We start from the raw sequence: 23,025 nt of genomic DNA, 5'->3' as shown, positions 1-23,025 counted from the left end.
GAACTCCAACGTGCATTGTCTAGTTCTTGAATATATGCGGTTAAATACGGCCACTCACATAACGGAAAGTTAGAATGAATCCTGAAAAATACAATAGAAGTATAAGCTTGCTTTGCCCGACTTGTGGCTGTTCAGACTTTTCATACGAAGACGGTTGCGATGAAACAATACAAGTAATGACTTGTGCATCTTGTGACCGAGAGTTTAATAAAGATGAGCTTATTCAAGAGAATAGCGAAAATATTGACGAGCACCTTTCTGAAATCAAGGAAGAAGTTTTAAAAGACGTTCAAGACGAACTACGTAAATCTTTAAAAAAGGCTTTTTCTGGTAGCAAGAATATAAGGATTAAGTAATGCCAGTAACTATTGATGCAGGTGATGTGATAGCTGGATTAGCTTTCCTTTTATCTGGCTACGCAACATGGCAAACGGTCAGCTTTAATAAGAGGCAGAAGTCACTTGTCGAAAGCCAGGAAAAGCTAAACACCATTCTCTTGGAAAAAGAAAATGAAGATGCTCTGAAAGGAAAACAAGCTGACCTTGGTGCATCAATTATAAAACTTGGCAGCAGTAAGTATCGGCTTAAGGTTTGGAATAAAGGTGCTGCTACTGCAAGAAACGTCAGAATTGAGTTCCCCGAAGGTAACGATTTAGTTATTGAATCAGAAGTGACTGACAAATTTCCAATGGAAAGCCTCGAAAAGTATCAAGCCGTTGAGCTAATAGCCGCTGTTCATATGCAAACGAAACGAAAGCATGTTGTTCGGCTAGTTTGGGAGGATGATGCCCAGTCTTACAATGAAAAGCTGTCTTACCCCACACTGTAATGTAACTGTCGGTTTTCTCACTAGAACGAAGACAACTACAGATAAATGCATATTTCTTTCGGCTATCTAACATCTTCAGTTGCTACAGAACCTTCACACTATCGTGTCGGAGGTTCACTATGTTCAAAAACCTATTTTTTCAAACCAAAGCACTACCAGAACTGTCATCGCAACTGGATACAGAAATTCCACGCTACCCGCCATTCCTGAAAGGGTTGCCAGCTGCGTCCCCCGAGGATTTGCAGTCTACACAAGACGAGCTAATTGCCAAACTGCGCCAGGTACTTGGCTTTAACCTGCGTGATTTTCAAAGGCTAATTCAGCCCTGCATTGATCATCTGGCTGCTTATGTTCATTTGTTGCCAGCTTCTGAGCATCATCATCACAGTGGCGCTGGTGGTTTATTACGTCATTCGTTGGAAGTTGCTTTCTGGGCTGCACAAGCTGCTGAAGGGATCATCTTTGTTGCCAGTGGCACACCGGTTGAAAAAAAAGAGCTGGAACCAAGGTGGCGTGTTGCGGCGGCATTAGGCGGTTTGTTCCATGATATTGGTAAGCCTGTTTCAGACTTGTCTATTACAGACGAAGATGGACGCTATCAGTGGAACCCTTTTTTAGAAACCTTATCCCAGTGGACCACAAATAACAGCATTGAACGCTATTTTATTCGCTGGCGCGACGGACGGTGCAAGCGGCACGAGCAATTTTCAATTTTGGTTTTAAACCGGGTGATGACACCCGAGTTGCTCGCCTGGTTAACCCAACCGGGCCCTGAAATTTTGCAAGCCATGCTGGAAGCAATTGGCAATACCGATCCAGAGCATGTCCTGTCCAAATTGGTTATTGAAGCTGACCAAACCAGTGTCCAGCGAGACCTGAAAGCTCAACGCATTTCCGTTGACGACAATGCCCTTGGTGTCCCAGTCGAACGCTATCTACTTGATGCCATGAGGCGATTACTTGCCAGTTCGCAATGGCTGGTTAATCAGCGAGATGCCAGAGTCTGGGTACGAAAATCCAATCAATCAACCCATCTTTACCTGGTTTGGAAAAGCGCGGCTAAGGACATCATTGAGCTGTTGGCCAAAGACAAGATACCTGGCATTCCACGAGATCCCGATACCCTTGCGGACATCCTCATTGAGCGAGGATTGGCCACTAAATCCACCTCAAATGAGCGATATGAAAGCCTTGCCCCTGAAGTGCTGATCAAAGACGACAAGCCAATCTGGTTAGCCATGCTGCATATAGTTGAGGCCGATTTATTGTTCAGCTCGAATGTACCAAGTGGTGTGACACTGTTTAGTAAACCTGATTGGGAAGCAACACAGCAAACACAAGCAGAGCCTCAGAGTCGCTCCAGTGAGCATTTAGACTTGCCTGAAGCGTCATCATCAATTGAACTCAGCAATTCGGCTGAGTCGCCATCGACAAAATCATCCGAACAAGATGATGAACTTCGTCATGCCAGTGATGTTAATCACCTTCAGGCAACTGAAAATGTTCCGGGTGATGGATGCGAAAAGCCTAACGATTCAAACGATGCCACTATCTCAAATAACGTAAACCAGCACGATGCAGACGCATTTAATCTCCCTGAATCTTTGGCGTGGCTCCCAGAGGCCAGCAGTGCGTTGATTATGGCTGGTGAACAGATACTGATCCGCTATCCCGATGCCGTAAGACCTTGGTGTGCACCCCGAAAACTGCTTGCTGAACTAAGTCGATTAGATTGGCTTGAACTAGATCCCGCAAACCCGACACGTAAGGCCAGAACTGTGACTACGAATGATGGCGTTCAGGAGCAAGGGTTACTGCTGAAAGTATCGATTTCTAAAGGGCTAATTGCACTGATTGACCTTTCCAAACAAGACGCAGAGTCAGTGGAACCAATTCAGAACGAAGAGGCTTCACAGCGTCCGAGTCGAACTGAGACAGCCAATGCCCAAGCAAAAGAGCCCGCCACAAGAGCGGAGCGTAAGCAAAAGCCGATTGCGCCCAATGCGAACTCAAGTACAGACCTCAAACACGCGCAGCGGCAACAGGTGGTTAATTTTGTGAAAGATTTGCCCATCTTACTGACCGATGGCAATTACCCAGACGTGGATCATAGTGCCGATGGTATTCGCGTCACGATTCAAACCTTACGCCAAGTCGCCAATGAGCATGGCATTCCAGCCGGACAGCTACTTCGGGGGATCTCGGCCAGTGACCAATGCCAGTTTGATGAGGGGGAAACGGTTCTGTTTACCGCTCACGCTAAACGTTAATCCATTTGAAGTTAAGCGGATTGTAAACGGTTATTTTGCGGAGCATGAATGAAAGAAAACGCATATGAGATGCCCTGGCGCACGAACTATGAAGCCATGGCAGTAGCAGGTTGGCTGGTTGGAGCAACTGGGGCAATTGCCGCAGAAATGCTGACTGAGCTACCACCTGAGCCATTTTGGTGGATGACAGGGATTTCCTCGGGCATGGCGTTGTATCGCCTGCCCGAGGCTTACCGTCTTTATAAACTACAGAAGGGGCTAAAAGGCAAACCATTGGCTTTTATGGAGCTGTCGCATTTACAAAAGGTGATGGCAAAACATCCTGATGAATTGTGGTTAGGGTATGGCTTTGAGTGGGATCAACGTCATGCCCAACGCGCTTATGAAATCTTAAAGCGGGATAAGCAAACCTTGCTTAACCAGGGGCACGGTAAGCAAATGGGTTCGACCTGGATTCATGGTGTTGAGCCCAAAGAAGAAGATGTGTACCAGCCAGTTGGTCACACTGAGGGGCATACCTTAATTGTCGGCACGACCGGGGCAGGGAAAACCCGATGCTTTGATGCGATGATCACTCAGGCCATTTTGCGCAATGAAGCCGTGATTATTATTGACCCCAAGGGAGACAAAGAACTTAAGGATAATGCACAGCGAGCCTGTATTGCCGCCGGTAGTCCTGAGCGCTTTGTGTATTTTCATCCGGGGTTTCCAGAGCATTCGGTACGGCTTAATCCCCTGAGGAACTTTAACCGGGGTACTGAAATCGCCAGCCGAATTGCGGCATTAATTCCATCTGAAACCGGTGCTGATCCATTTAAAGCCTTTGGCCAAATGGCACTGAATAACATCGTGCAAGGTCTGTTGCTTACTTCTCAGCGTCCTGATCTGAAAACACTGAGACGATTCTTGGAAGGTGGCCCAGAAGGCTTGGTAGTAAAAGCCGTCACGGCATGGGGTGAGCAGGTGTATCCGAACTTTAGTGTGGAGATCAAGCGCTTTACCGAAAAGGCCAATACCTTGGCTAAACAAGCCATGGCGATGCTGCTTTTCTACTACGAACGCATTCAGCCCGTTGCCGCCAATACCGATTTAGAGGGGCTATTGAGTATGTTTGAGCATGACAGAACCCACTATTCCAAGATGGTGGCCTCATTGATGCCGGTGCTCAATATGCTCACTTCAAGTGAACTTGGCCCACTGCTATCACCGATTGCAAACGATGTGGATGACAGCCGGTTAATTACGGATTCTGGCCGTATTATCAACAATGCCCAAGTGGCCTATATCGGGTTGGATTCATTGACCGACGCCATGGTTGGCAGCGCCATTGGTTCGTTGCTTTTATCCGATCTCACGGCTGTGGCCGGTGACCGCTATAACTATGGTGTTGAAAATCGTCCCGTAAATATCTTCATCGATGAGGCGGCTGAAGTCGTCAACGATCCCTTCATTCAACTGCTCAACAAAGGCCGTGGCGCAAAAATGCGTTGTGTGATTGCTACTCAGACCTTTGCTGATTTTTCAGCTCGTACAGGCAGCGAAGCTAAGGCCCGTCAGGTGTTAGGTAACATCAACAACCTGATAGCTCTTCGGGTGATGGATGCCGAAACGCAGCAGTACATTACCGACAATCTGCCTAAGACTCGGTTGCAGTACATCATGCAAACTCAAGGTATGTCGTCCAACTCGGACAGCCCCGCGTTGTTTACCGGCAATCATGGCGAACGCTTGATGGAGGAAGAAGGCGATATGTTTCCACCGCAGTTATTAGGCCAGCTTCCCAACCTGGAGTACATCGCCAAGCTTTCAGGTGGCCGCGTGATCAAAGGCCGCATTCCTATTTTAACCAGCTCTACACAGGCAGCATAAGGAGTCTGTATGCATCATTCTGTCTGTCTGAAAATGACAACACTTACCAGTAAAGAAATGCTCGCTCAGTGGCAGCAACATAACCCCCAGTTCAAGGAAACCTTAAGACTGCTTGAAACCGACTGGCCTCATGCTTTGGCCTCGGTGTATTGCTTGGCGGACTACTTAACGGATGCGTTCACGTTAGATGGCCATTCCATCTTTGATTTGTGTCTGTGTAATGGCTTGGGCAGTTATGAAGAAGTCAGTTGTGATGATGACAGTGTACGCCTGTGGCATTTCATTGAGGCGCTTACCTGGACTGCTGCCAGTGCTTTAACTGGGATTCGCCTGCGTGATCCTGACCATTTCGAGTGGGCCGCCGTGGATGGTGTGTATTTCCACACCTGGATTCGTAATCGTCCAAATCGGATGGCGTATTTGGCTGAAGGACGCATCGAGGTGCGTTATGTCAGTGGTCATACGACGACAAAGCGGCTTCAACAAGTGATTAAAGCCCGGATTATGACGCCAACCGTTGCAGCCATGCTGGCGCGAGTAGAAGAGGATGTTTGGCATGAGCAAGCATAAGTCGGTTTGGCTGCTGTGTCTGGCACTGATGCTGGAGATTATTGCCATTGGCGTGTTAGTGCCCGGTGATTGGACTGGCCGGGTCATCAGTAAAGAGAAGCAGATGATCCAAAACCAATTGGGCGCACAAACAAGCTATTGGATTGGTCAAACTAGCCATGGCTGGTATCAATCATGGGTTGTGGATACGCAGATGGAGCAATCTGTGCGTGATTTTCTAATCCCCAATGAAGAGCAGCGACTGCGCTCTAAAGGGATGGAGAACATGGGAGGCTTTTGGTTTGTCTGGGTGGAAGACCGTATTCAGGCATTTTTTGATGTGTTGTACCAAGTGTTCACTCGATTTGCTTTGCTGATGGTCTGGTTGCCCTTTGCGCTTATTCTCATGTTACCGGCGCTGTGGGACGGCTTGATGACCTGGAAGATTAAGAAAACAACCTTTGATTTTTCGAGCCCTATCATTCACCGCTATAGCATGATAATTCTGGGCTCAGGCATCATCTTGTTATTTATGGGATTGTTCGCCCCGCTGGCTATTCCACCGGTGGTGTTACCGTCGCTGATCATCGGTTTGGCATTGATGGCGGGGTTGGCGTTAAGTCACTTGCAGAAGAAGATATGAGGCCCATCAGGCCTCATCTTGTAGAGCTAAAACCTTACGCCTACGGTATTGCCGTTCTCGTCTTCAGCAGGCAAATGGTAAGTATCAATAAGGTGGCCTTGAAGCCAAATATATTGAGGCATCCAAAAAGAGTACTGTCGTATAAGAGCCAATACTTCTTTTAACGGTTTGTTTGCATGAGGCTCGGCAAGACGAAAGTACATGAATGAGCAATCATCTCGAAAATACTCATGAAGCTCTGAATCCGATAGCGTTTCTTTTAGCGGTCTGTTTTGTTCGTCGTCCTCATCAGGGGAATTGGCATAAATTTCAAATAGCTGCTTTTCAGTGAGCATCTCCAAGAAGTGGTCTTCAATTAAGACCCCATCACTGGTATCGACATCCATACCATCTTTGACATCAAAAGCCATGACACATCCAGAAGATAATGCCACTTCTGATGGTTTCAGTACGTCATTAGCTTGTACAACCTGATTCCAATGATTAAAACCAGCAGTTACTGCAATTTCATCGAGTGCTTGAGTGTGTGGAATAGATTTTTCACGTTTAAGCTTTCGTGCTTTTTGCTTTAAACGTTCAACCGTGGCAGAGGAAATGATTTTAGTAATTTGCATTGAGTTTCTCCTATTAGCGAATACGGTGCCCACTGCCGAGGTCGCAGAAAAAACCTAAGCAAAAAATAAATTTGATATGCATGTCGTCCCGTCCGGGTTTGCTAAAGTGGGCAGCTGGTCTCGACACGACCAATATCCCCATCATATCAACCGCATCAAAAAGATCAATTGTTAGTATTGTCTGATTAGAACCCTCAAAACCTTCAAGAATTCGGCATCTAGCTGACCACTGAAGCTGCCAATCCCGAGGCATCCTTCACTTCTCAATTCAAACAACGAGGAGTGACTATGGAACCTGTAAATATTCCATCCTATATCGATGACCCGCCGCACTTCCTGCTTTGGAGTGCCGATGAGATGGCTCCCATTCTGTTGGGGCTAGTGATCGGCATTTTTACCGGTAATGCCTTGGTTTTATGCCTGTTGGGGTTGGTGACAACCAAGCTCTATCGGCGTTTTCGTGATGGCCGCCCAGATGGTTTTATTCTTCACGCCATCTACTGGGCTGGACTGTTGCCAACCAAAGCCAAGACGATCCCTAACCCATTTATCAGGAGCTATCTGCCGTGAAGTTCGACGTGTTTTTAAAATCATGGCAAGGCACGCAATTAGAGAACCGATGGCAACGGTTCCTGATTGCGGTGCTGGTGCTATCTAACTTGCTTCTTGCGGTAGCGGCATTTTCTCGCAATACCGTGGTAGCCATTCAACCACCAACTTTGTCTGAAACGGCTGAAGTGTCACGAAACCAGGCCACTCAGCCTTACTTGGAATCCTGGGGGCTCTACCTGGCTGAGCTTATGGGCAACGTGACGCCGGGTAATGTGTCTTTTATCCGGGTTGCTATTGAGCCGCTACTTTCTCCAGCGGTGTACCAGCAAGTGGTCGATGCACTGGAGATTCAGGCAAGACAGATCCGTGAAGACCGAGTCACGCTCAAATTCCAACCCAGACAAGTGGAGTATGAGTATGAAACCGGCCATGTCTTTGTGACCGGTTATTCCTTGGTCTCTGGACCATCTGGAGATGAACAGCGCCAAACTCGCACCTATGAGTTTGACATCGATATTGAGCAATACCGTCCAAAGCTCAGTTGGATGGATACGTATGAGGGGCAAGCTAGAACGAAGCGCGTTCGTGAAAAGTTGACCCAAGAGCAAAACCGGAGGGTGAATGATGCGAACCAAAATTAGTCGATGGATAACACCAAGCTTAATCGCAATGAGCTTGAGTGGCGTCCTGTTATCTCAAGCGTCGTATGCAGACGTGGAATTGCCAATTGTGCCAGCCAGTGTGATGAAGCAGTCCGCTACTGGAAATCCACCGGTTCAAACCAATTCGGTTGCAACGGATGTGCCAACAACGCTACTAATGACACCGGGAGTCAATGAACTGATCCCTGTGGCACTTGGCCATCTGAACCGGATTGTGACACCGTTTGAATCGCCTCAGGTGAGAACAACCAGTGATGCTCAGACGCAAATCAAGGCGAATGTTGTATATGTGGCCACGGACAAAGAATCACCGGTTTCACTTTACATCACTCCGCCTGGTCAGGAAGCGCCAGCATTATCTGTCACCTTAGTACCTCGTCGTATTCCACCGCGTGAAATTACCTTAGCTATTGATGGTCAGCAGTGGCCTATTAAGGGCGTCGTGAACCGCAAAGCCGCCACTTGGGAAACGGCTCAGCCATACGTCGATAGCTTACGTGATTTACTCAGACGCCTTGCACTAAATGAGTTACCACAAGGCTATGACATCCGTTTAGCTGGCCAAACTGACACAAGCCCGAAATGTTTTCAGCCGGGCTTAAAGTTTGGTTTTAAGCAGGGGCAAATTGTGACGGGACATTACTTCACAGTCTATGTAGGACTGGTTGAAAGCTTTGCCGATGAGCCGATAGAAGCCAGTGAAATAGCCTGTCATGCACCAGATATAGTGGCAAGCGCTTACTGGCCTCGCAATATCTTGTTGCCGGGTGAAAAGACTGAGTTGTATGTGGTTGTTCGCAATCATCGTGAAGAACCAGTGGAAAGTCAGCGACCTTCGCTTCTTGTGGGAGGTAAGTAACGATGAAAGCACAATGGGAACAAATGAGCCCGAACATGAAGCGGGGTCTATCGGTTGCTGGTATTGCTGGTGGTCTGATCCTTATGGTGATGGTGTTTTCACCTAATCCTGATGATGGCGCGAACAGTCGGAACCGGCAGGAAACGATCCGGCACATTCTTACGGATACCAATACTCGTGATGTTGGGGTCGATAGTTTGGCTGCGAACGTGAAACTACTCAGTGAGCGCAACGAGCAGTTACGCCGAGAAGTTGAACGCTTGCGTCGTGACGTTGACTCAGGACGGTTAAGCCCCGGTTCGCCTTCTATACCAAGTGAGGTCAATGCGGAGTTGGCTCGTCTTCGAGCGGAACTTGATGATGTTCGCGCTGGAGGTGATGCAGCAGTTGAAGGCACAAATAGCCGTTTCGAAGTGCCTTTATCTGCCATGGAATTGCCTAAAGAAGAAAAGCCACTGCCGTCTAACCCAGACGACTATTTTGCCAATGCGCCGCTGCCTGATCCGCTCTATCAGCAGCCAGTCAATGGCCAAGGCACACGAGCACGGGATGTTCCATTGCCGCCAATCACGATTCGTATGATTGAGCCTGAAGTGGTTGCTGAACCAGAGGTTGTTGTGCAAGAAGCGCCGCCTTTGTATTTACCGGCGGGCAGCATCATCTCAGGTACTTTGATCACAGGTTTGGATGCCCCTACTCACGAGTCCGCAAGACGCGAACCTTTTCCTGCATTACTGAGGATTCAAAAGGAAGCCATTTTACCCAACCGATTCAGAGCGGATATCAAAGAGTGTTTCTTGATCGCCGCAGGTTACGGTGATTTGAGCTCTGAGCGTGCCTATTTGCGAGGCGAGACCATTTCATGTGTGAGAGAAGATGGTGGCGTCATTGAAACGCGACTGGATTCTTATGCCGTGGGTGAAGACGGTAAAGCCGGTATTCGTGGCCGATTAGTGTCGAAACAAGGCCAGCTGGTGGCCAAATCGATGATGGCCGGATTCCTTCAGGGCTTGGCAGGCGCATTTGATGTGAATCCTGTACCAACGATTCAGACGGGTAATGCCGGTGATACTCAGTTGTACCAGCAAGTCATGAGCCAAGAAGCATTACAAGGCGCTGCGATTAAAGGCACTGGTAAAGCATTGGATCGAGTGGCCAAGTTCTATTTGGACATGGCAGAAAATATGTTCCCAGTCATAGAGGTAGACGCTGCAAGGAAAATAGAAGTCATAGTCACTCGTGGGGCCTCGTTGTCGTTGGCCACTTCGCAAGGGGGAGGTGCAAGAAGATGAAAAAATCCTGCATGTTGCTAACCGATCGAAGTCCGTTTCAGACAATAAGATGTGTATCCAGAGGAGAGTTAACCATGACGACATCAATGCAGAACAACCCAAAGCACCAGTCAAAACAGTGGTCTAAAGCTGGATTACTTTTATTGGCAGTCGGCTCAACCTTATTGTCTGGCTGTAGTTCATTGGGTCTTGGGAGTAGTGAATATGGATGCCCAGGTATGCCTGACGGTGTGCGCTGTTTATCCGCTCGTGAAGTCTATGAGCTTACCAGTAATGGCGCTGCACCCAAGACGATTGATGCTGTGGCGACTCGAATTGGTTCTCCCTCTGGGTATTCACAATCTGATTTAGAGACAGGACTGCTGAGCCATCCAGCATTACCTGAGACGCAGCAATCTGCACCTATTCGCATTCCTTCAAGGGTGATGCGAATTTGGATTGCGCCTTGGGAGGATGACCGTGGAGATCTGAATTTATCCAGCTACGTGTTTACCGAAATTGAACCGCGCCGGTGGGATATTGGGGTGTCAGCACCTCGAATGGTTTCGCCTGTGCTACGTCCACTTCAGACTCAGAGCGATTCAACCTCAGCGGGAGCTGATGGTAAGCGCGATAACTTGAGTATCTACGGAGAAACTAACGAATGACAAATGCAGTTCGCACCATTCAAACTCAGCGCCTAATGACCATTAGTGCGCTTGGTTTGATGGCGTTAATGATTTCGGAGCCCTCATTTGCGGGCACCGGTGGTGATGCTTTCACTGATGTGTGGGATACCCTAAAAGACTGGACCCAAGGTACATTGGGACGGATCGTAGCGGGAGCCATGGTTCTGGTGGGTATTGTGGGCGGTATCGCTCGCCAAAGCTTGATGGCTTTCGCTCTGGGCATTGGTGGCGGTATGGGTCTCTACAACACACCAACAGTCGTTGAAAGTGTTATGTCTGCAACCTTACCTGTCGTTGCCAGCACTCAAGAAGTCATTGGCACAACCGTTCCAGCAATCAGCGCCGTTTTACTGGGCACCTGAATGTGAGCCATAGTAGTCAGTTCACTTAAGGCAATCAAACTTAGGTCTACACAACATCGGGTTATTGGTGATGTTGTGTAGACTTTTTCATTTCAACAACGCCGCATTAGCGGGCTTTGTTTACAGTATTTGGTATATTAACACCTAAAGTGTTAAAATCCCTATCGTAATAAACTAAATGGTTTATACTGTTCGTGATATTCACACTTGGGGTGTTAAAATGTCATCTAAGATAAACTGGCTTGTTGCTCATACTTCTCCTGGTGCGCTAGTACTTCAGCAATGGCTGACTGAAAACGGTGTGAGCTACTCCCTGGCTCAAAAGTACGCGCAGAACGGTTGGCTGAAGAAGCTTAGTTCTGGCGTGTACTATCGTCCAGATGCGCAGGGCGATATAAAGCCAACTTGGGTTGATGCCATTCAAGCATTAGATGTGCAATTGGGCGTTTCAGTTCATTTGGCTGGATTGAGCAGCTTAACTCACCAAGGACTGAGTCACTATTTACAGCTGAACAAAGAGCAAGTTTGGATTTGCGTTAAAAATAAGTCGTCCTTACCAAAATGGTTTCGTGAATTCCCTTATCAGAATTGGTTTTACTGTGGAAACCATAAGCTTGAAGTGAATCCCGAGAAAGATTTGAAAAGGATCACGGTTAAAGAGAAAGAACTCACTGTCAGCTGTGCAGAACTTGCTGCCTATGAAGTGGTAGACGCGATTGGGAAGCTGATTTCATTTGAGCATGTCGCAGAATTATTTCAGGGTTTAGTCAATCTTAGCCCTAGAAAAGTACAAGATATTCTTGAGCGAAGCAGCTCTGTTCAGGCAAACCGAATATTTCTATTTCTGGGTCGATACTACGATCACCAGTGGGTCAATCGCATAGATGAAACAAGAATTAAATTGGGGGCAGGAAAGCGGCAGGTTGTCGAAAAAGGACGTTTTGATGAGCGATATCAAATCACAGTGCCAGAGATATTAAGCGTCAAAAAAGGTGAACAACATAATGGATAAAGATAGCCCATATTACAAACAGGTTTCCTTGCTCATAAGAATGCTTCCTGTGGTAGCAACAGAGACGGTTTTTGCACTTAAAGGTGGCACCGCCATTAATTTATTTGTGAGAGATTTTCCTCGGTTATCTGTAGATATTGATCTTGCTTATCTTCCACTTGAACCAAGAGATGAGGCTTTGATTAATGTCAGGGCTGCATTGCAGCGCATTACAGACAGAATCAATACTCAACCAGATATCAGAGCGGCATTTCAGGATAATAAAGCTGATGAACTGAGAATAGTTGTATCAAGTCCGGTTGCGACGATCAAAATTGAAGTGTCGCCCGTCGCCAGAGGTACATTGCATAGTGCAGAAATAATGCCAGTTCAAGAGTCTGTTGAAGACGAGTTTGGTTATGCTGAGATTCAGGTAGTCAGTCTTCCCGATCTGTATGGTGGGAAATTGTGTGCTGCAATGGATCGCCAACATCCTCGCGACTTATTTGATGTGCGTATGTTACTTGGCAGTGAAGGGATTTCGAGAGAGATTTTGGTGGGTTTTTTAACCTATACATTAAGTCACCCTCGGCCTATTAATGAAGTCATGTCGCCAAACTGGCAGCCTCTGAATGAGAAATTTCAGGCAGAATTTGACGGAATGACTTTTGAAAAAGTTGAATGCGAAGACTTAGCCTCTGTTAGGCCCATGATGTTAATTGAGCTGCAAAAACATTTCACAGAAAGGGATCATGCTTTCCTTATGTCATTCAAAAGAGGGCAACCTGACTGGGCATTGTTTGACTATCCTAATGCAGCAGACTTGCCAGCGATTCGTTGGAAATTGCAGAACATTAACAAATTGGCAAAGAATCAAGCAAAACACCAAGAGCAATTAGATAAATTGAAGCAAGTGCTTGATGATTGGCTTGTTAACGCAAACGCCGAGTAATTCGTTTATAACAAACCTCAACGAGCTATAAGCCCACTAGTTAGATTGCGATTTCTTCAATCTATCTAACCGAGTCCACATAGGACAACTGCATAGACTGGAGCCTCGATTTACATTAACGAGGACTCCTCATGCGAAAACTATCTCCAATCATTCTGGCGCTTGCGCTGTCTCCTTTGGTTCAAGCTGAGCCTGTGTCTGAAGTGTCGCCCGTTGGCAAAATTGACGGCATGGTTTCTTTACCTGTCACGGGTATGAAAGCGGTCGAAAGCAATGGCCGTATTGTTTTCATGTCAGACAGTGGCCGGTTCGTCATTGATGGCACGCTCTATGATGCCTGGTCGAAAAAGCCGCTTACCAGCCTTGAAGAGATTCGTGAAGCGGGAAACACGCTGGACTTAAGTCGTCTTGGCTTAAAAATGGATGATTTGAACCCACTGACGCTGGGCGAAGGCAAAAAGAAAGTGGTGGTCTTTGTTGATCCACGATGCCCGCACTGCCATGAGCTTTTGAAGCAAGCCTTACCGTTAACCAAAGAATACACCTTCCAAATACTCCCTGTGCCAGTGCTTGGTCCAGATTCAGAGCGTCAGGTTCGCCAACTTGGCTGTGCGCGTGATAAGAAAGCGGCCACCGATGCATTGCTCAATGGCCGGATTGGTAACCTAGAACAGGATGATGCCTGCAACTTGGAGCCAATGCAGCGTACCTTGGTGACGGCTCAAATTCTGGGCATTCAAGGTGTACCTTTCATCGTCGCCAATGATGGTCGCATCAGCCGAGGCCGTCCTTATGATCTTTCTGCTTGGTTGGAGGGGCGTTAATGAAAGCCTCTCTGTATTCAGGGCAACGCGCTTCAGAGCTGTTGCCAGTATTGGCCTATTCCGACGATGAGCAACTGTTTTTCATGGAAGACCAGAGTGTTGGCTTTGGTTTTCTATGTGACCCATTGCCGGGTGGTGATGAGTCTGTTGCAGACAGGGTTAATGTTCTACTTAACAACGACTGGCCAAAAGACACTTTGCTGCAATTTGGCCTGTACGCCTCGCCTGATATTCAAACCGACCTTCAGCTCATGATGGGCTTGCGGCATCGTCAATCCGATCCATTGCTCAGGGCGTCGATACGCAAACGTGCGGATTTCCTCGATGGCGGCACGGTTCAACCGATAGAAGAATCGACCCAGACTCAGGTACGCAACTTTCAACTGATCGTCACCTGCAAATTGCCTCTGGAAAGTCCTATACCGACGGAGCGTGAGTTGAGTCGAACATCCGCGCTTCGGGCTTCTTTCTCGCAGGCGCTGACAACGGTTGGTTTTCGCGTTACTGAGATGACTGACCGGAACTGGCTCGCGGCATTAAGTGCGCAGCTTAACTGGGGGAAAGATGCTTCTTGGCGTAATCCATCTCCAATTCGAAGTGAGGCAGATAAACCACTTCGAGAGCAAGTGTTGGATTATGACCGGGCTATCAAGGTGGATAGCCAAGGTCTGATGCTGGGTGATTACCGAGTTAAAACCTTATCGTTTAAGCGCTTGCCTGAGCGGATCTGGTTTGGTCATGCCGCAAGTTTTGCGGGCGATATGATGACGGGCAGTCGCGGTTTACGCGGAAGCTTTTTGCTGAATGTCACCATTCACTTTCCTTCAGCTGAGGCGATGCGATCTCGTTTAGAGACGAAGCGTCAATGGGCGGTCAATCAGGCCTATGGCCCGATGCTCAAGTTTGTGCCGGTGCTTGCAGCCAAGAAAAAGGGATTTGATGTTCTTTTTGAAGCCTTGCAAGAAGGTGATCGTCCTATTCGGGCAAACATGACCTTAACGCTGTTTTCACCAACTGAAGAAGCGTCCATCAGCTCTGTTTCAAATGCTCGAACTTATTTCAAAGAACTCGGATTTGAGCTGATGGAAGACAAGTACTTCTGTTTGCCCATTTTTCTGAATGCCTTGCCATTTGGTGCTGACCGCCAGGCGATGAACGACTTGTTTCGATTCAAGACCATGGCGACACGGCATGTGATCCCTCTGTTGCCTTTGTTTGCGGATTGGAAAGGTACAGGCACGCCAGTGATTAACTTTGTTTCCCGTAATGGCCAGATCATGAGTGTGTCTCTTTATGACTCGGGCAGTAATTACAACTGTTGCATCGCGGCGCAATCTGGGTCGGGCAAGTCATTCCTGGTGAACGAAATCATCTCCTCCTACTTATCTGAAGGTGGGCAATGCTGGGTGATTGATGTTGGCCGCTCCTATGAAAAGCTGTGTGAAGTCTATGACGGTGAGTTCTTACAGTTCGGGCGGGACAGTGGCATTTGCTTAAATCCGTTTGAAATCGTTGAGGACTATGACGAAGAAGCGGATGTACTAGTTGGGTTATTGGCCGCAATGGCCGCACCTACGCAGTCATTAACCGATTTTCAGATGGCCAACCTAAAGCGTCAGACCCGTGAACTGTGGGAGAAAAAAGGTCGTGCCATGTTGGTTGATGATGTGGCAGAGGCTTTGAAAAATCACGATGACCGTCGTGTGCAAGACGTGGGTGAACAGCTCTATCCGTTTACGACACAAGGCGAATATGGCCGCTTCTTTAATGGCCACAACAATATTCGCTTCAAAAACCGTTTCACCGTTCTGGAGTTAGAAGAGCTAAAGGGGCGTAAGCATCTACAACAAGTGGTGTTGCTTCAGCTTATCTACCAAATCCAACAAGAGATGTATTTAGGTGAGCGGGATCGTCGCAAGATTGTGTTCATCGACGAAGCCTGGGATCTGCTGACTCAAGGTGATGTCGGTAAGTTCATCGAGACCGGTTACCGTCGATTTCGAAAATATGGCGGCAGTGCTGTAACGGTAACGCAGTCGGTCAACGATTTGTATGACAGCCCTACAGGTAAAGCCATCGCTGAAAACTCGGCCAATATGTACCTGCTTGGCCAAAAAGCTGAAACCATCAACGCGCTCAAAAAAGAAGGCCGCTTGCCACTCGGTGAAGGCGGTTATGAGTACCTGAAAACCGTTCATACCGTCACGGGTGTCTATTCCGAAATTTTCTTTATTACCGAGATGGGCACCGGGATTGGCCGCCTCATCGTCGATCCGTTTCACAAGCTGTTGTACTCTTCCCGTGCAGAAGATGTAAACGCGATTAAGCAGTTAACGCGCAAAGGCCTTTCTGTTGCTGATGCCATCTCCCAGTTGTTAAAGGAGCGAGGCTATGAATAAGACCACGCTTTGGCCATTTATGGCTTCTATTACTTTGTCTATTGCTGGTAGCGGTTTAATGACCAGCTGGCTCTTAATGAAAACACTCGACCCCATCCACAGCCAGTTGGCGTTAAGTACGCCCATTGCTGTCGTGGATTTTGGGGAGGCGGTGTTGTCACTTGGCCCCAATGCCAGCGAACAAGACATCGAATCCAGGTTGCTTCAGACCAATCAGCAAATTGAAAAGCTAAAAGCAGCCGGTTTTATCGTGCTGGATGCCCAAGCGGTGGTGGGTGCAGATGATTCTGTATTCGTGCCAGTAGGATCAAAGGAGGTGTCTCATGCAGATACTCCGTAAAAGAATGCCTTGGCGGCCATATCTCATCCGTTTGACCATTCTTGCGTTAATCATGGCCTTGGTAGGCACCTACGCCATGATGCGCTACCGAATAGGGATTGATACCCAGCAAGAGCGCTGCCTGCCTGATACCACGGTGTATCTGATTGACCTATGGAATAAAGAGCCCGTTAAGGATGGTTTGTATGCCTTCCACTCAAAAGGACTCGCTCCGTTATATAACGACGGTACTCGTATGTTGAAACGCCTAACAGGGATGCCTGGGGATGAAGTCAATGTGACGCCTGAGCATGTGCTGGTGAACGGTGCTGAAGTCTCAACCGGCATGGCATTAGCCCAGCGTCTTGGTGTGGCTGAAACAGAATTTAGCCGCTCATTGACGCTGCAAGAAAACGAATATTGGTTTTCCGGCGAGGCTGCTACGAGTTTCGACTCCCGCTATTGGAATGCCGTTAAGCGCGAGCAGATTGTTGGTCGCGCTTGGCCGCTTTGGTAGGAGGTGGAAGATGAGAAGACTATGCCTCTTATTTTTGTTGGTTGCGCCATTGGCTTTTAGTCAAGTGTCCTGGGCACAAGAGCCTTATCCGTTGTCTGACGAGGACAAAAAGATCGTCGAAATGAGCCGCAGCATTTTACAAAGTGCTGTGGATGGTTCATCTGAATTTATCGAGCCTTTTTCACCGATTGAACAACCTAAGTCGCTCAAACACAACGATGAATGGTTGATATTTGCGTCGTCCTCACTGGGGGATTCCTCACTGATGCAGCTATTTAAAGAGGCCAGTGCTACCGGCGCTATTGTGTTGTTTCGGGGAATTCCTGAAGGAAAGACCTTGGGGGCGGCTATCCGTGATTGGCATACCCTGATGGCGGGACTTGATCCTGTTCCTCAGGTTCGAATCGATCCGAAAGCCTTTGTGCACTGGCGGGTGACTAGCGTGCCTGCCATTTTCCGCATAGAAGATGACAAGGTGACTGCAAGTGCACTAGGGGTTTACAGCAAGGACTGGTTGCAACGTCAAATTGAAACAGGCAATACCGGATCTTTGGGTCAACGCGGTCCGATTCATTCCATTTTAGAACCGGATTTGATGCAAGTGGCGATGCAGCGTTTACAGTCGCTTGACCTGGGCGCGTTAAAGAAAAAAGCCATTGAGCGTTTCTGGTCTCGCCAAACTTTCACTGACTTACCCAAAGCCACGCAGTATCGGATAAGAATGGTTGATCCAACCATCGTCATGAAGCGGCCACTATTGGATGCCAATGGCCGAACATTGATCCCAGCAGGAACGCGTATTAACCCGCTCAAAGCCTTGCCATTTACTCAGCAGCTTGTGGTGTTTAATGCGTCGGACGCTGAAGAAGTGGACGCAGTTTCGCATTGGCTTGAGGGCCAAGATAGGACACTGCGCCGCATTACGCTTATCACCACGCAGCTCGACCGTGCTCAAGGTTGGAATAGCCTCAATGCGCTCGAAAAGACATTGGACAGTCCGGTTTACCTTCTCAATGCCTCGCTAAAGCAGCGCTTTGATTTGCAAGTCACCCCGTCGTTTGTTCAAGCAAAGGGGCTCGCGTTTGAAATAGAAGAAATTCCAGCAAAGGAGCTTGTTCATGCAAAAGCTCAATAATACGTATCGTCTGATGCGGACTCTCGTTGTCATGCTTGTCCTGGGCGCATCTATTCCTGCAAAAGCCGAACTGACCTGCCCAGACGCGGGTTTATTGTCTGGCAAGTTGCTGACGGATGTTTGCTGGTCATGCATTTTTCCTATCCGGGTTGCAGGGCTTCCTCTTGGCTCTGGCAATGTCCCAAGCGGCGCATCAAACAAGTCATTTTGCTTGTGTGAAGACAACTTAGGCGTGCCAAGGCCAGGTATTGTTACCAGCATGTGGGAGCCAGCGCGTCTGATTGAATTGGTCAGAACGCCGGGTTGTTCGCCTTCCATGGGAGGGATCCGTTTACCGTTAGGTGATAGACGACTGCAAGGTGGTCATGGTGAAGGTGAATACGATACCGGCGATCTTGCGTTCTACCATTACCATTATTACGCCTTTCCGCTTTTGGTCATGCTTGATTTGTTCATGGATGGCAATTGCAATGCCGATGGTTACATGGACTTTGACTTGATGTATTTGTCGGAATTGGACCCAACATGGCTTAACGATGAACTGGCCTTTTTTACTCAGCCTGAAGCGGCTGCTGTTGCTAATCCATTGGCTATTTCGGCTTGTACCGCTGACGCTGCTTCATCAACGCTTGGTAAACCCATCGATCAGTTGTTTTGGTGTGCTGGCAGTTGGGGCCATCTCTACCCGTTATCTGGCCACACCTTAGCCTTTGGCTCATTAGCAGAAAACACCAGCCATTTAGCGGCGCGTGCAATCGCGGCTCAACACAGGCGTGGTCTTGCTAGGCGAACAATGGGGAACAGTGCGCTATGCCGACCTGTTATCGAACCCATGCTGCCGAAATCCCAATACAAGATGAGTATGTTCTTCCCTGTACCGGAAACTGAAAGTGCGCATGTCATCGGTGAAAGCACCATGAAATGGGGAGAGTGGCGAACGATCCCCGGTGCCGGTGAAGATGCGCTCTACATTTTGTGGCGCTGGCAAGACTGCTGTAACTCGGGAGGTTAACCATGAAACCAACACTTTTTACCCGAGTTTTAGCGGGTATTTTATCAATCACTATGGCGTGCCTGCCCTTACATGGTGTGGCCGCTGATGTGCAGCGCCAATCCGGCCTAAGCGGACAACAAGAAGGTAAGCAATTGCTGCAAAACTGGACGATGCCCGCACTCAATGGCAATACATTGTCGGTGCCGAATGGCAGTGGTAATGAGTCCATTAACTTGCAAGAGCTTTTCCCTGGTATGGATCAGGGCTCATTGGATGTCTTAACGGGCGTTTATGGCTCTGATGCCAGCATGAATCAATTGGGGACACAGCGCCAAGAGAGCATGGCATCCGAAAGTGGCGCTACGGGTGAAGCATTTCGTTCGCTACAGCAAATCAAAGACAGGTCTCGGCCAGATATGGTCAATGATCCGCTTTGGGCATTAACTGATGCGGTTCAAACTGACCCCAATCTATTAACCCAAAGCTTCCCCGGCTGTGAGTCTCAAGGTGAAGGCAGCCCAAATTACCAGCAATGTGACAGGCTCAATACAGCGGTTAACAGCTGCACTATTACTCACGATTACACGGCAGGCATTATTGAGCATGTTTCTGGACCGATGAACCTTCGCTCTTGTGGTGAGGGGTGTCTTGAAGTTTGGATTGGACGAATTGGCGACAACTACTGGAGTGGCCGTTGTAAAGTGTTTGAACAGGCCATCACACTCAAAGTCGTGAACCCCGATGCGATTACCTCAGCCGTTCTTGAGTACGCTAAATGGGATGACTACATGCAAGTTTGGCTTGGCGATCAGAAAGTCTGGTCTGGGCCGAACAATAACTTTCCACCAGAAACGTCAGGTCGCTGCGAGCTCAGTACCAGTTGGGAGCGCAATCCAAATACCGATCTCACTGCCAGGCTAAAAGCGGTAGAACCCGGTTTAGAAGTGCCGGTAAAAATTCGCGTATCGGTTACGGGTAGTGGTGAGGGGTATGCACGCATCAAGGTGCGCTTTGATCCAACCAAGGTGGTGATGAATGATAGTTGGTCGCCACAATCCTGTATCGAACAAGCAGCGGATATCCCGACGAAGTTTTCAGACTACAGCATTCAATGCACGGATCAGCCTTCTTCAACCAACGGATGTACGGTGGTCAATGGTGTTTCAGTTTGTGAGTCCTATTTTGCCCCAAGCCCAGTGGCTGGCATATCGCCTTTGTGTCGTCGTGTGCAAGTGAGTGTGGATGATGAAAGCTATAAAGGGATTGAAAATCAGGCCTGCCAAGTGCTTGAAGCGAATCCTTCCTGTGGATTCATGTCGTCAGAATGTGCCGAGACCAATGATAAAGGTGAATGCACTCGTTTTACCGATACCTATGACTGTGGATTGCAAACCAGCGATCCAAAGTGTGTGGTATCCAATCTTATGCCGAGTAGTTTTGAAGCCTGTGAGCCTACTCAGACGATCACGCCATTTACTGAAACCAAGCATGTACCCGATTACCAGGTGTGCGAGAAGATCAGCACGCTTACTCAGTGTCAGTTAGAGCGACGTGTATCCGCTGAAACCCATCAACAAAGCTGGTCCATTGAGCGTGGTTGCTTTAGCTCCGAAACGCTCAGTTTTGTTCCACAGCACAGCAGTACTATGCAAACTGGAAACGCTACGCTGAGGATTTTTGATAATCAAAATACTGAGATAAAAATCACCGAGTCGCCATCCAAGGCAAATGGCTGGAAAACGACACTCTCATTGACGGGCAATAAGGAGACGGTGACTGAGACGAAACCGTCCATTAAATACCCTGAAATGACCTGTCCAAAAGGAACCTTGGTTGGCTCATTGTGTAAAGTCGTCAATGGTTCGATTATTTCGTGGCATGAACCCCAGGAGGTCACTCGTTCCAGATGCGATTCCGGCTGGAACAAAGTCGATTTCGACACTTGCAGCCGAGAAGTTCAGAAGTGTTTGGCTCCTGCGAAACTGAGTGCTTCCTTGACCTTCTCCGGCAAGTACTTAGAGCAAGACGTTGTTCATCAATCAAGTGATCCGGGCATAGACCAATGCTTGATGCAAACGGATCAGTTTACTGCGGTGCAGTGGCAGTGTTTGGATACGGGCACAAAACGAATCGACGGGTTAACGGTTGGTAGTAGCGAGTTGGCGAAGCTTGGAAGTCTTTATCCGGCTGTTGTTTCGTCTCCTGCTCATTTAACCAGTCGTGGCAGCTCTGATGGACTGGGGCTCTCATGCTGGAGGGCAAAAGCGACCTATAATGCCTCGACTGCTCACCCAGAGTTCAACATGGGCAGCTCAGATAGCTGGGTAGATGCCAATGGTAATACACAAACCATCGTCAATAACGGACAAAACACGACCACCAATACGTGTGCCGCGCTAGAGCAAAATCCGGCCTGCCAGTACGTCAGAACCGAATGTACTGAGGGCGGGGCTGGTCATGAAGGCTTCTGTTATATCCAAAGTTTGGTGTATGACTGCGGACAAAGCGTTGAAGTGCAAAACGCTCGAATGGAAACTCAATACAACTGTGAGGGGCCAGTTCGCTGTATGGGCACAGATTGTTTAGAGCCAGAGTCAATCAAGCAGGCTAACTTTGCAGAGGCCGCTGCGATGCTTAATGCGGCGCAGTTTATGACCAATGATATGTCATGCACAGGAGCTGATGGCCAAGATAACGTCGAGTGTACGGTCTTTAAAGGTAATGCTGGCCAGTGCAAAAAAGCCGTTGGCGGCATAGTGGATTGCTGTGAAAAGCCAAGTGGCGTGTCGCTATCGGATTACATCACGATGATAGTTGCGGTCAACAAGCTTGATACGGCAGTCATGGCCATGAATCCGTCTTCGGCAATCTATGGTTCGTGGAATACGCTCAGGGAACCAATCACCAGTACCTGGAGTGCGGTTAAAGAGCCTTTTGTGTCTGCATGGGACTCTCTCATGGGGGCTGGGCCATCAACGGCTGCTGGCGCGGGAGCGGAGCAAGCTGCGACTGGCTTTATGCAGGTGTTGACCAACAAAACGGCTGAGTGGGTAGGCTCTACGTTTGGTTCGGGGGCGCAATCGGCACTGTTTAGTAACGTTGGTGGTGCGGTTGGAGCCGATGGTGTCGTTTCGGGTGGTAACTTTGCCCTGGGGGGCGCTGCGGGCGCGGTTCTGAGTACGGTTATGACGGCCTACATGATTTATTCAGTCACTATGATCCTCATTCAGCTTATCTGGAAATGTGAGCAGAGCGAGTTTGAAATGAACGCCAAGCGGGTATTGAAGAGTTGCCACTATGTAGGCTCTTACTGCAAGTCTAAGTTCTTAGGTGCCTGTGTTGAAAAACGGCAGTCATATTGCTGTTTTACTTCGCCACTTTCACGGATCATTCAAGAACAAGTACGCCCTCAATTGGGCCTTGGTTGGGGCAGTGCCAAGTCACCAAACTGTGAAGGTTTGACCGCGAGTCAGTTAAACCAGGTAGATTGGAGCCAAGTCAATCTCGATGAATGGATAGGTATCTTGTCGATAACAGGCAACCTACCCGAAGTACCGTCACTGGATCTGGAACGACTCACAGGCTCAGGAAGTACGCTAAACGTTGATGGAAATCGTCAGAGTGCCGCAGATAGAGCCATTGAACGGCTAAACGGAATGGATGCCCAGAAACTTCGCCAGGAGGCAACGGAAGAAGTCTCGGGGAACAATTAGAATAAATTGCTC

The 23,025-nt window shown here is 48.3% G+C and carries 22 protein-coding genes; 21 read left to right on the top strand and 1 reads right to left on the bottom strand.

What is annotated here, in order from left to right:
• Nucleotides 1–74 precede the first annotated feature (74 nt).
• The 6 genes from B6K83_RS18600 (at nucleotide 75) to B6K83_RS15080 (ending at nucleotide 6,160) form a co-directional block, all read left to right on the top strand.
• On the top strand, nucleotides 75–356 hold the full coding sequence (locus B6K83_RS18600) for an ECs_2282 family putative zinc-binding protein (RefSeq protein ID WP_001067695.1): 282 nt from the start codon (nucleotides 75–77) through the stop codon (nucleotides 354–356).
• Complete coding sequence (locus B6K83_RS15100; protein ID WP_001145412.1) at nucleotides 356–829, top strand: hypothetical protein; 474 nt, start codon at nucleotides 356–358, stop codon at nucleotides 827–829. Before B6K83_RS18600 ends, B6K83_RS15100 begins: the two co-directional genes overlap by 1 nt.
• Before the next feature lie 119 nt (nucleotides 830–948).
• Nucleotides 949–3,099: a MobH family relaxase gene (gene mobH, locus B6K83_RS15095; RefSeq protein ID WP_048609057.1), complete on the top strand. Its 2,151-nt coding sequence runs from the start codon at nucleotides 949–951 to the stop codon at nucleotides 3,097–3,099.
• Nucleotides 3,100–3,147: 48 nt separating this feature from the next.
• A complete protein-coding gene (gene traD / locus B6K83_RS15090) occupies nucleotides 3,148–4,968 on the top strand; it encodes a conjugative transfer system coupling protein TraD (protein ID WP_048609054.1) in 1,821 nt (606 codons plus the stop codon).
• A gap of 9 nt (nucleotides 4,969–4,977) precedes the next feature.
• On the top strand, nucleotides 4,978–5,538 hold the full coding sequence (locus B6K83_RS15085) for a hypothetical protein (RefSeq protein WP_000546513.1): 561 nt from the start codon (nucleotides 4,978–4,980) through the stop codon (nucleotides 5,536–5,538).
• Nucleotides 5,525–6,160 carry a DUF4400 domain-containing protein gene (locus B6K83_RS15080; RefSeq protein WP_045611026.1) on the top strand — a complete coding sequence of 212 codons (636 nt, stop codon included), beginning with the start codon at nucleotides 5,525–5,527 and terminating at the stop codon, nucleotides 6,158–6,160. Before B6K83_RS15085 ends, B6K83_RS15080 begins: the two co-directional genes overlap by 14 nt.
• 26 nt (nucleotides 6,161–6,186) lie before the next feature.
• Here the strand turns inward: B6K83_RS15080 and B6K83_RS15075 are convergent, their stop codons facing one another.
• Nucleotides 6,187–6,774, bottom strand: a complete 588-nt coding sequence (locus B6K83_RS15075; RefSeq protein ID WP_085285720.1) for a plasmid-related protein — start codon at nucleotides 6,772–6,774, stop codon at nucleotides 6,187–6,189.
• 288 nt (nucleotides 6,775–7,062) lie between these two features.
• Between B6K83_RS15075 and traL the strand changes: the two genes are divergently transcribed.
• The 15 genes from traL (at nucleotide 7,063) to traN (ending at nucleotide 23,013) form a co-directional block, all read left to right on the top strand.
• Nucleotides 7,063–7,344: a type IV conjugative transfer system protein TraL gene (traL, locus tag B6K83_RS15065; RefSeq protein ID WP_000433889.1), complete on the top strand. Its 282-nt coding sequence runs from the start codon at nucleotides 7,063–7,065 to the stop codon at nucleotides 7,342–7,344.
• The gene (locus B6K83_RS15060) at nucleotides 7,341–7,967 is read left to right on the top strand and encodes a TraE/TraK family type IV conjugative transfer system protein (protein WP_000667170.1); all 627 of its coding nucleotides are present in this window, start codon (nucleotides 7,341–7,343) and stop codon (nucleotides 7,965–7,967) included. Before traL ends, B6K83_RS15060 begins: the two co-directional genes overlap by 4 nt.
• Nucleotides 7,951–8,847, top strand: coding sequence for a TraK domain-containing protein (locus B6K83_RS15055; RefSeq protein WP_048608549.1), 897 nt, complete (start codon nucleotides 7,951–7,953; stop codon nucleotides 8,845–8,847). The genes B6K83_RS15060 and B6K83_RS15055 overlap by 17 nt, the downstream gene beginning before the upstream one ends.
• Before the next feature lie 2 nt (nucleotides 8,848–8,849).
• On the top strand, nucleotides 8,850–10,139 hold the full coding sequence (locus B6K83_RS15050) for a TraB/VirB10 family protein (RefSeq protein ID WP_085285719.1): 1,290 nt from the start codon (nucleotides 8,850–8,852) through the stop codon (nucleotides 10,137–10,139).
• A 74-nt stretch (nucleotides 10,140–10,213) separates the two neighbouring features.
• The gene (gene traV, locus B6K83_RS15045; RefSeq protein ID WP_139175592.1) at nucleotides 10,214–10,786 is read left to right on the top strand and encodes a type IV conjugative transfer system lipoprotein TraV; all 573 of its coding nucleotides are present in this window, start codon (nucleotides 10,214–10,216) and stop codon (nucleotides 10,784–10,786) included.
• The gene (gene traA, locus B6K83_RS15040; protein ID WP_048608546.1) at nucleotides 10,783–11,169 is read left to right on the top strand and encodes a TraA family conjugative transfer protein; all 387 of its coding nucleotides are present in this window, start codon (nucleotides 10,783–10,785) and stop codon (nucleotides 11,167–11,169) included. Before traV ends, traA begins: the two co-directional genes overlap by 4 nt.
• Before the next feature lie 220 nt (nucleotides 11,170–11,389).
• Entirely contained in the window at nucleotides 11,390–12,181 is a 792-nt protein-coding gene (locus tag B6K83_RS15035; protein WP_048608544.1) for a type IV toxin-antitoxin system AbiEi family antitoxin, read from the top strand.
• Complete coding sequence (locus B6K83_RS15030) at nucleotides 12,174–13,112, top strand: nucleotidyl transferase AbiEii/AbiGii toxin family protein (RefSeq protein WP_000356587.1); 939 nt, start codon at nucleotides 12,174–12,176, stop codon at nucleotides 13,110–13,112. The genes B6K83_RS15035 and B6K83_RS15030 overlap by 8 nt, the downstream gene beginning before the upstream one ends.
• A 131-nt stretch (nucleotides 13,113–13,243) precedes the next feature.
• Nucleotides 13,244–13,936, top strand: a complete 693-nt coding sequence (locus B6K83_RS15025) for a DsbC family protein (RefSeq protein ID WP_001228924.1) — start codon at nucleotides 13,244–13,246, stop codon at nucleotides 13,934–13,936.
• Nucleotides 13,936–16,335, top strand: a complete 2,400-nt coding sequence (gene traC / locus B6K83_RS15020; protein WP_048608542.1) for a type IV secretion system protein TraC — start codon at nucleotides 13,936–13,938, stop codon at nucleotides 16,333–16,335. The genes B6K83_RS15025 and traC overlap by 1 nt, the downstream gene beginning before the upstream one ends.
• Nucleotides 16,328–16,675 carry a hypothetical protein gene (locus B6K83_RS15015; RefSeq protein ID WP_048608540.1) on the top strand — a complete coding sequence of 116 codons (348 nt, stop codon included), beginning with the start codon at nucleotides 16,328–16,330 and terminating at the stop codon, nucleotides 16,673–16,675. The genes traC and B6K83_RS15015 overlap by 8 nt, the downstream gene beginning before the upstream one ends.
• Complete coding sequence (locus tag B6K83_RS15010) at nucleotides 16,659–17,171, top strand: S26 family signal peptidase (protein ID WP_172689549.1); 513 nt, start codon at nucleotides 16,659–16,661, stop codon at nucleotides 17,169–17,171. Before B6K83_RS15015 ends, B6K83_RS15010 begins: the two co-directional genes overlap by 17 nt.
• Nucleotides 17,172–17,181: 10 nt before the next feature.
• Entirely contained in the window at nucleotides 17,182–18,306 is a 1,125-nt protein-coding gene (locus B6K83_RS15005; protein WP_048608537.1) for a TrbC family F-type conjugative pilus assembly protein, read from the top strand.
• Between the two features lie 31 nt (nucleotides 18,307–18,337).
• Entirely contained in the window at nucleotides 18,338–19,318 is a 981-nt protein-coding gene (locus B6K83_RS15000; RefSeq protein WP_431311575.1) for a TraU family protein, read from the top strand.
• A gap of 2 nt (nucleotides 19,319–19,320) precedes the next feature.
• Nucleotides 19,321–23,013, top strand: a complete 3,693-nt coding sequence (gene traN, locus B6K83_RS14995) for a conjugal transfer protein TraN (RefSeq protein ID WP_004249370.1) — start codon at nucleotides 19,321–19,323, stop codon at nucleotides 23,011–23,013.
• The last annotated feature ends 12 nt before the right edge of the window (nucleotides 23,014–23,025 follow it).

The sequence above is a fragment of the Colwellia chukchiensis genome (genome assembly GCF_002104455.1).
Lineage (GTDB): Bacteria > Pseudomonadota > Gammaproteobacteria > Enterobacterales > Alteromonadaceae > Cognaticolwellia > Cognaticolwellia chukchiensis.
The sequence above is the reverse complement of the archived record's forward strand: the minus strand, read 5'-3'. Positions and strand labels throughout refer to the sequence as shown.

What these genes read in the sequence shown, in the direction of transcription:
- B6K83_RS15035 (WP_048608544.1), top strand. Translation starts at nt 11,390, where the DNA reads ATGTCATCTAAGATAAACTGGCTTGTTGCTCATACTTCTCCTGGTGCG.
- traD (WP_048609054.1), top strand. Translation starts at nt 3,148, where the DNA reads ATGAAAGAAAACGCATATGAGATGCCCTGGCGCACGAACTATGAAGCC.
- B6K83_RS15000 (WP_431311575.1), top strand. Translation starts at nt 18,338, where the DNA reads ATGCTTGTCCTGGGCGCATCTATTCCTGCAAAAGCCGAACTGACCTGC.
- traC (WP_048608542.1), top strand. Translation starts at nt 13,936, where the DNA reads ATGAAAGCCTCTCTGTATTCAGGGCAACGCGCTTCAGAGCTGTTGCCA.
- B6K83_RS15025 (WP_001228924.1), top strand. Translation starts at nt 13,244, where the DNA reads ATGCGAAAACTATCTCCAATCATTCTGGCGCTTGCGCTGTCTCCTTTG.
- traV (WP_139175592.1), top strand. Translation starts at nt 10,214, where the DNA reads ATGACGACATCAATGCAGAACAACCCAAAGCACCAGTCAAAACAGTGG.
- B6K83_RS15085 (WP_000546513.1), top strand. Translation starts at nt 4,978, where the DNA reads ATGCATCATTCTGTCTGTCTGAAAATGACAACACTTACCAGTAAAGAA.
- traA (WP_048608546.1), top strand. Translation starts at nt 10,783, where the DNA reads ATGACAAATGCAGTTCGCACCATTCAAACTCAGCGCCTAATGACCATT.
- traN (WP_004249370.1), top strand. Translation starts at nt 19,321, where the DNA reads ATGAAACCAACACTTTTTACCCGAGTTTTAGCGGGTATTTTATCAATC.
- B6K83_RS18600 (WP_001067695.1), top strand. Translation starts at nt 75, where the DNA reads ATGAATCCTGAAAAATACAATAGAAGTATAAGCTTGCTTTGCCCGACT.
- B6K83_RS15015 (WP_048608540.1), top strand. Translation starts at nt 16,328, where the DNA reads ATGAATAAGACCACGCTTTGGCCATTTATGGCTTCTATTACTTTGTCT.
- B6K83_RS15080 (WP_045611026.1), top strand. Translation starts at nt 5,525, where the DNA reads ATGAGCAAGCATAAGTCGGTTTGGCTGCTGTGTCTGGCACTGATGCTG.
- traL (WP_000433889.1), top strand. Translation starts at nt 7,063, where the DNA reads ATGGAACCTGTAAATATTCCATCCTATATCGATGACCCGCCGCACTTC.
- B6K83_RS15075 (WP_085285720.1), bottom strand. Translation starts at nt 6,774, where the DNA reads ATGCAAATTACTAAAATCATTTCCTCTGCCACGGTTGAACGTTTAAAG.
- B6K83_RS15030 (WP_000356587.1), top strand. Translation starts at nt 12,174, where the DNA reads ATGGATAAAGATAGCCCATATTACAAACAGGTTTCCTTGCTCATAAGA.
- B6K83_RS15005 (WP_048608537.1), top strand. Translation starts at nt 17,182, where the DNA reads ATGAGAAGACTATGCCTCTTATTTTTGTTGGTTGCGCCATTGGCTTTT.
- B6K83_RS15055 (WP_048608549.1), top strand. Translation starts at nt 7,951, where the DNA reads ATGCGAACCAAAATTAGTCGATGGATAACACCAAGCTTAATCGCAATG.
- B6K83_RS15050 (WP_085285719.1), top strand. Translation starts at nt 8,850, where the DNA reads ATGAAAGCACAATGGGAACAAATGAGCCCGAACATGAAGCGGGGTCTA.
- B6K83_RS15010 (WP_172689549.1), top strand. Translation starts at nt 16,659, where the DNA reads ATGCAGATACTCCGTAAAAGAATGCCTTGGCGGCCATATCTCATCCGT.
- mobH (WP_048609057.1), top strand. Translation starts at nt 949, where the DNA reads ATGTTCAAAAACCTATTTTTTCAAACCAAAGCACTACCAGAACTGTCA.
- B6K83_RS15100 (WP_001145412.1), top strand. Translation starts at nt 356, where the DNA reads ATGCCAGTAACTATTGATGCAGGTGATGTGATAGCTGGATTAGCTTTC.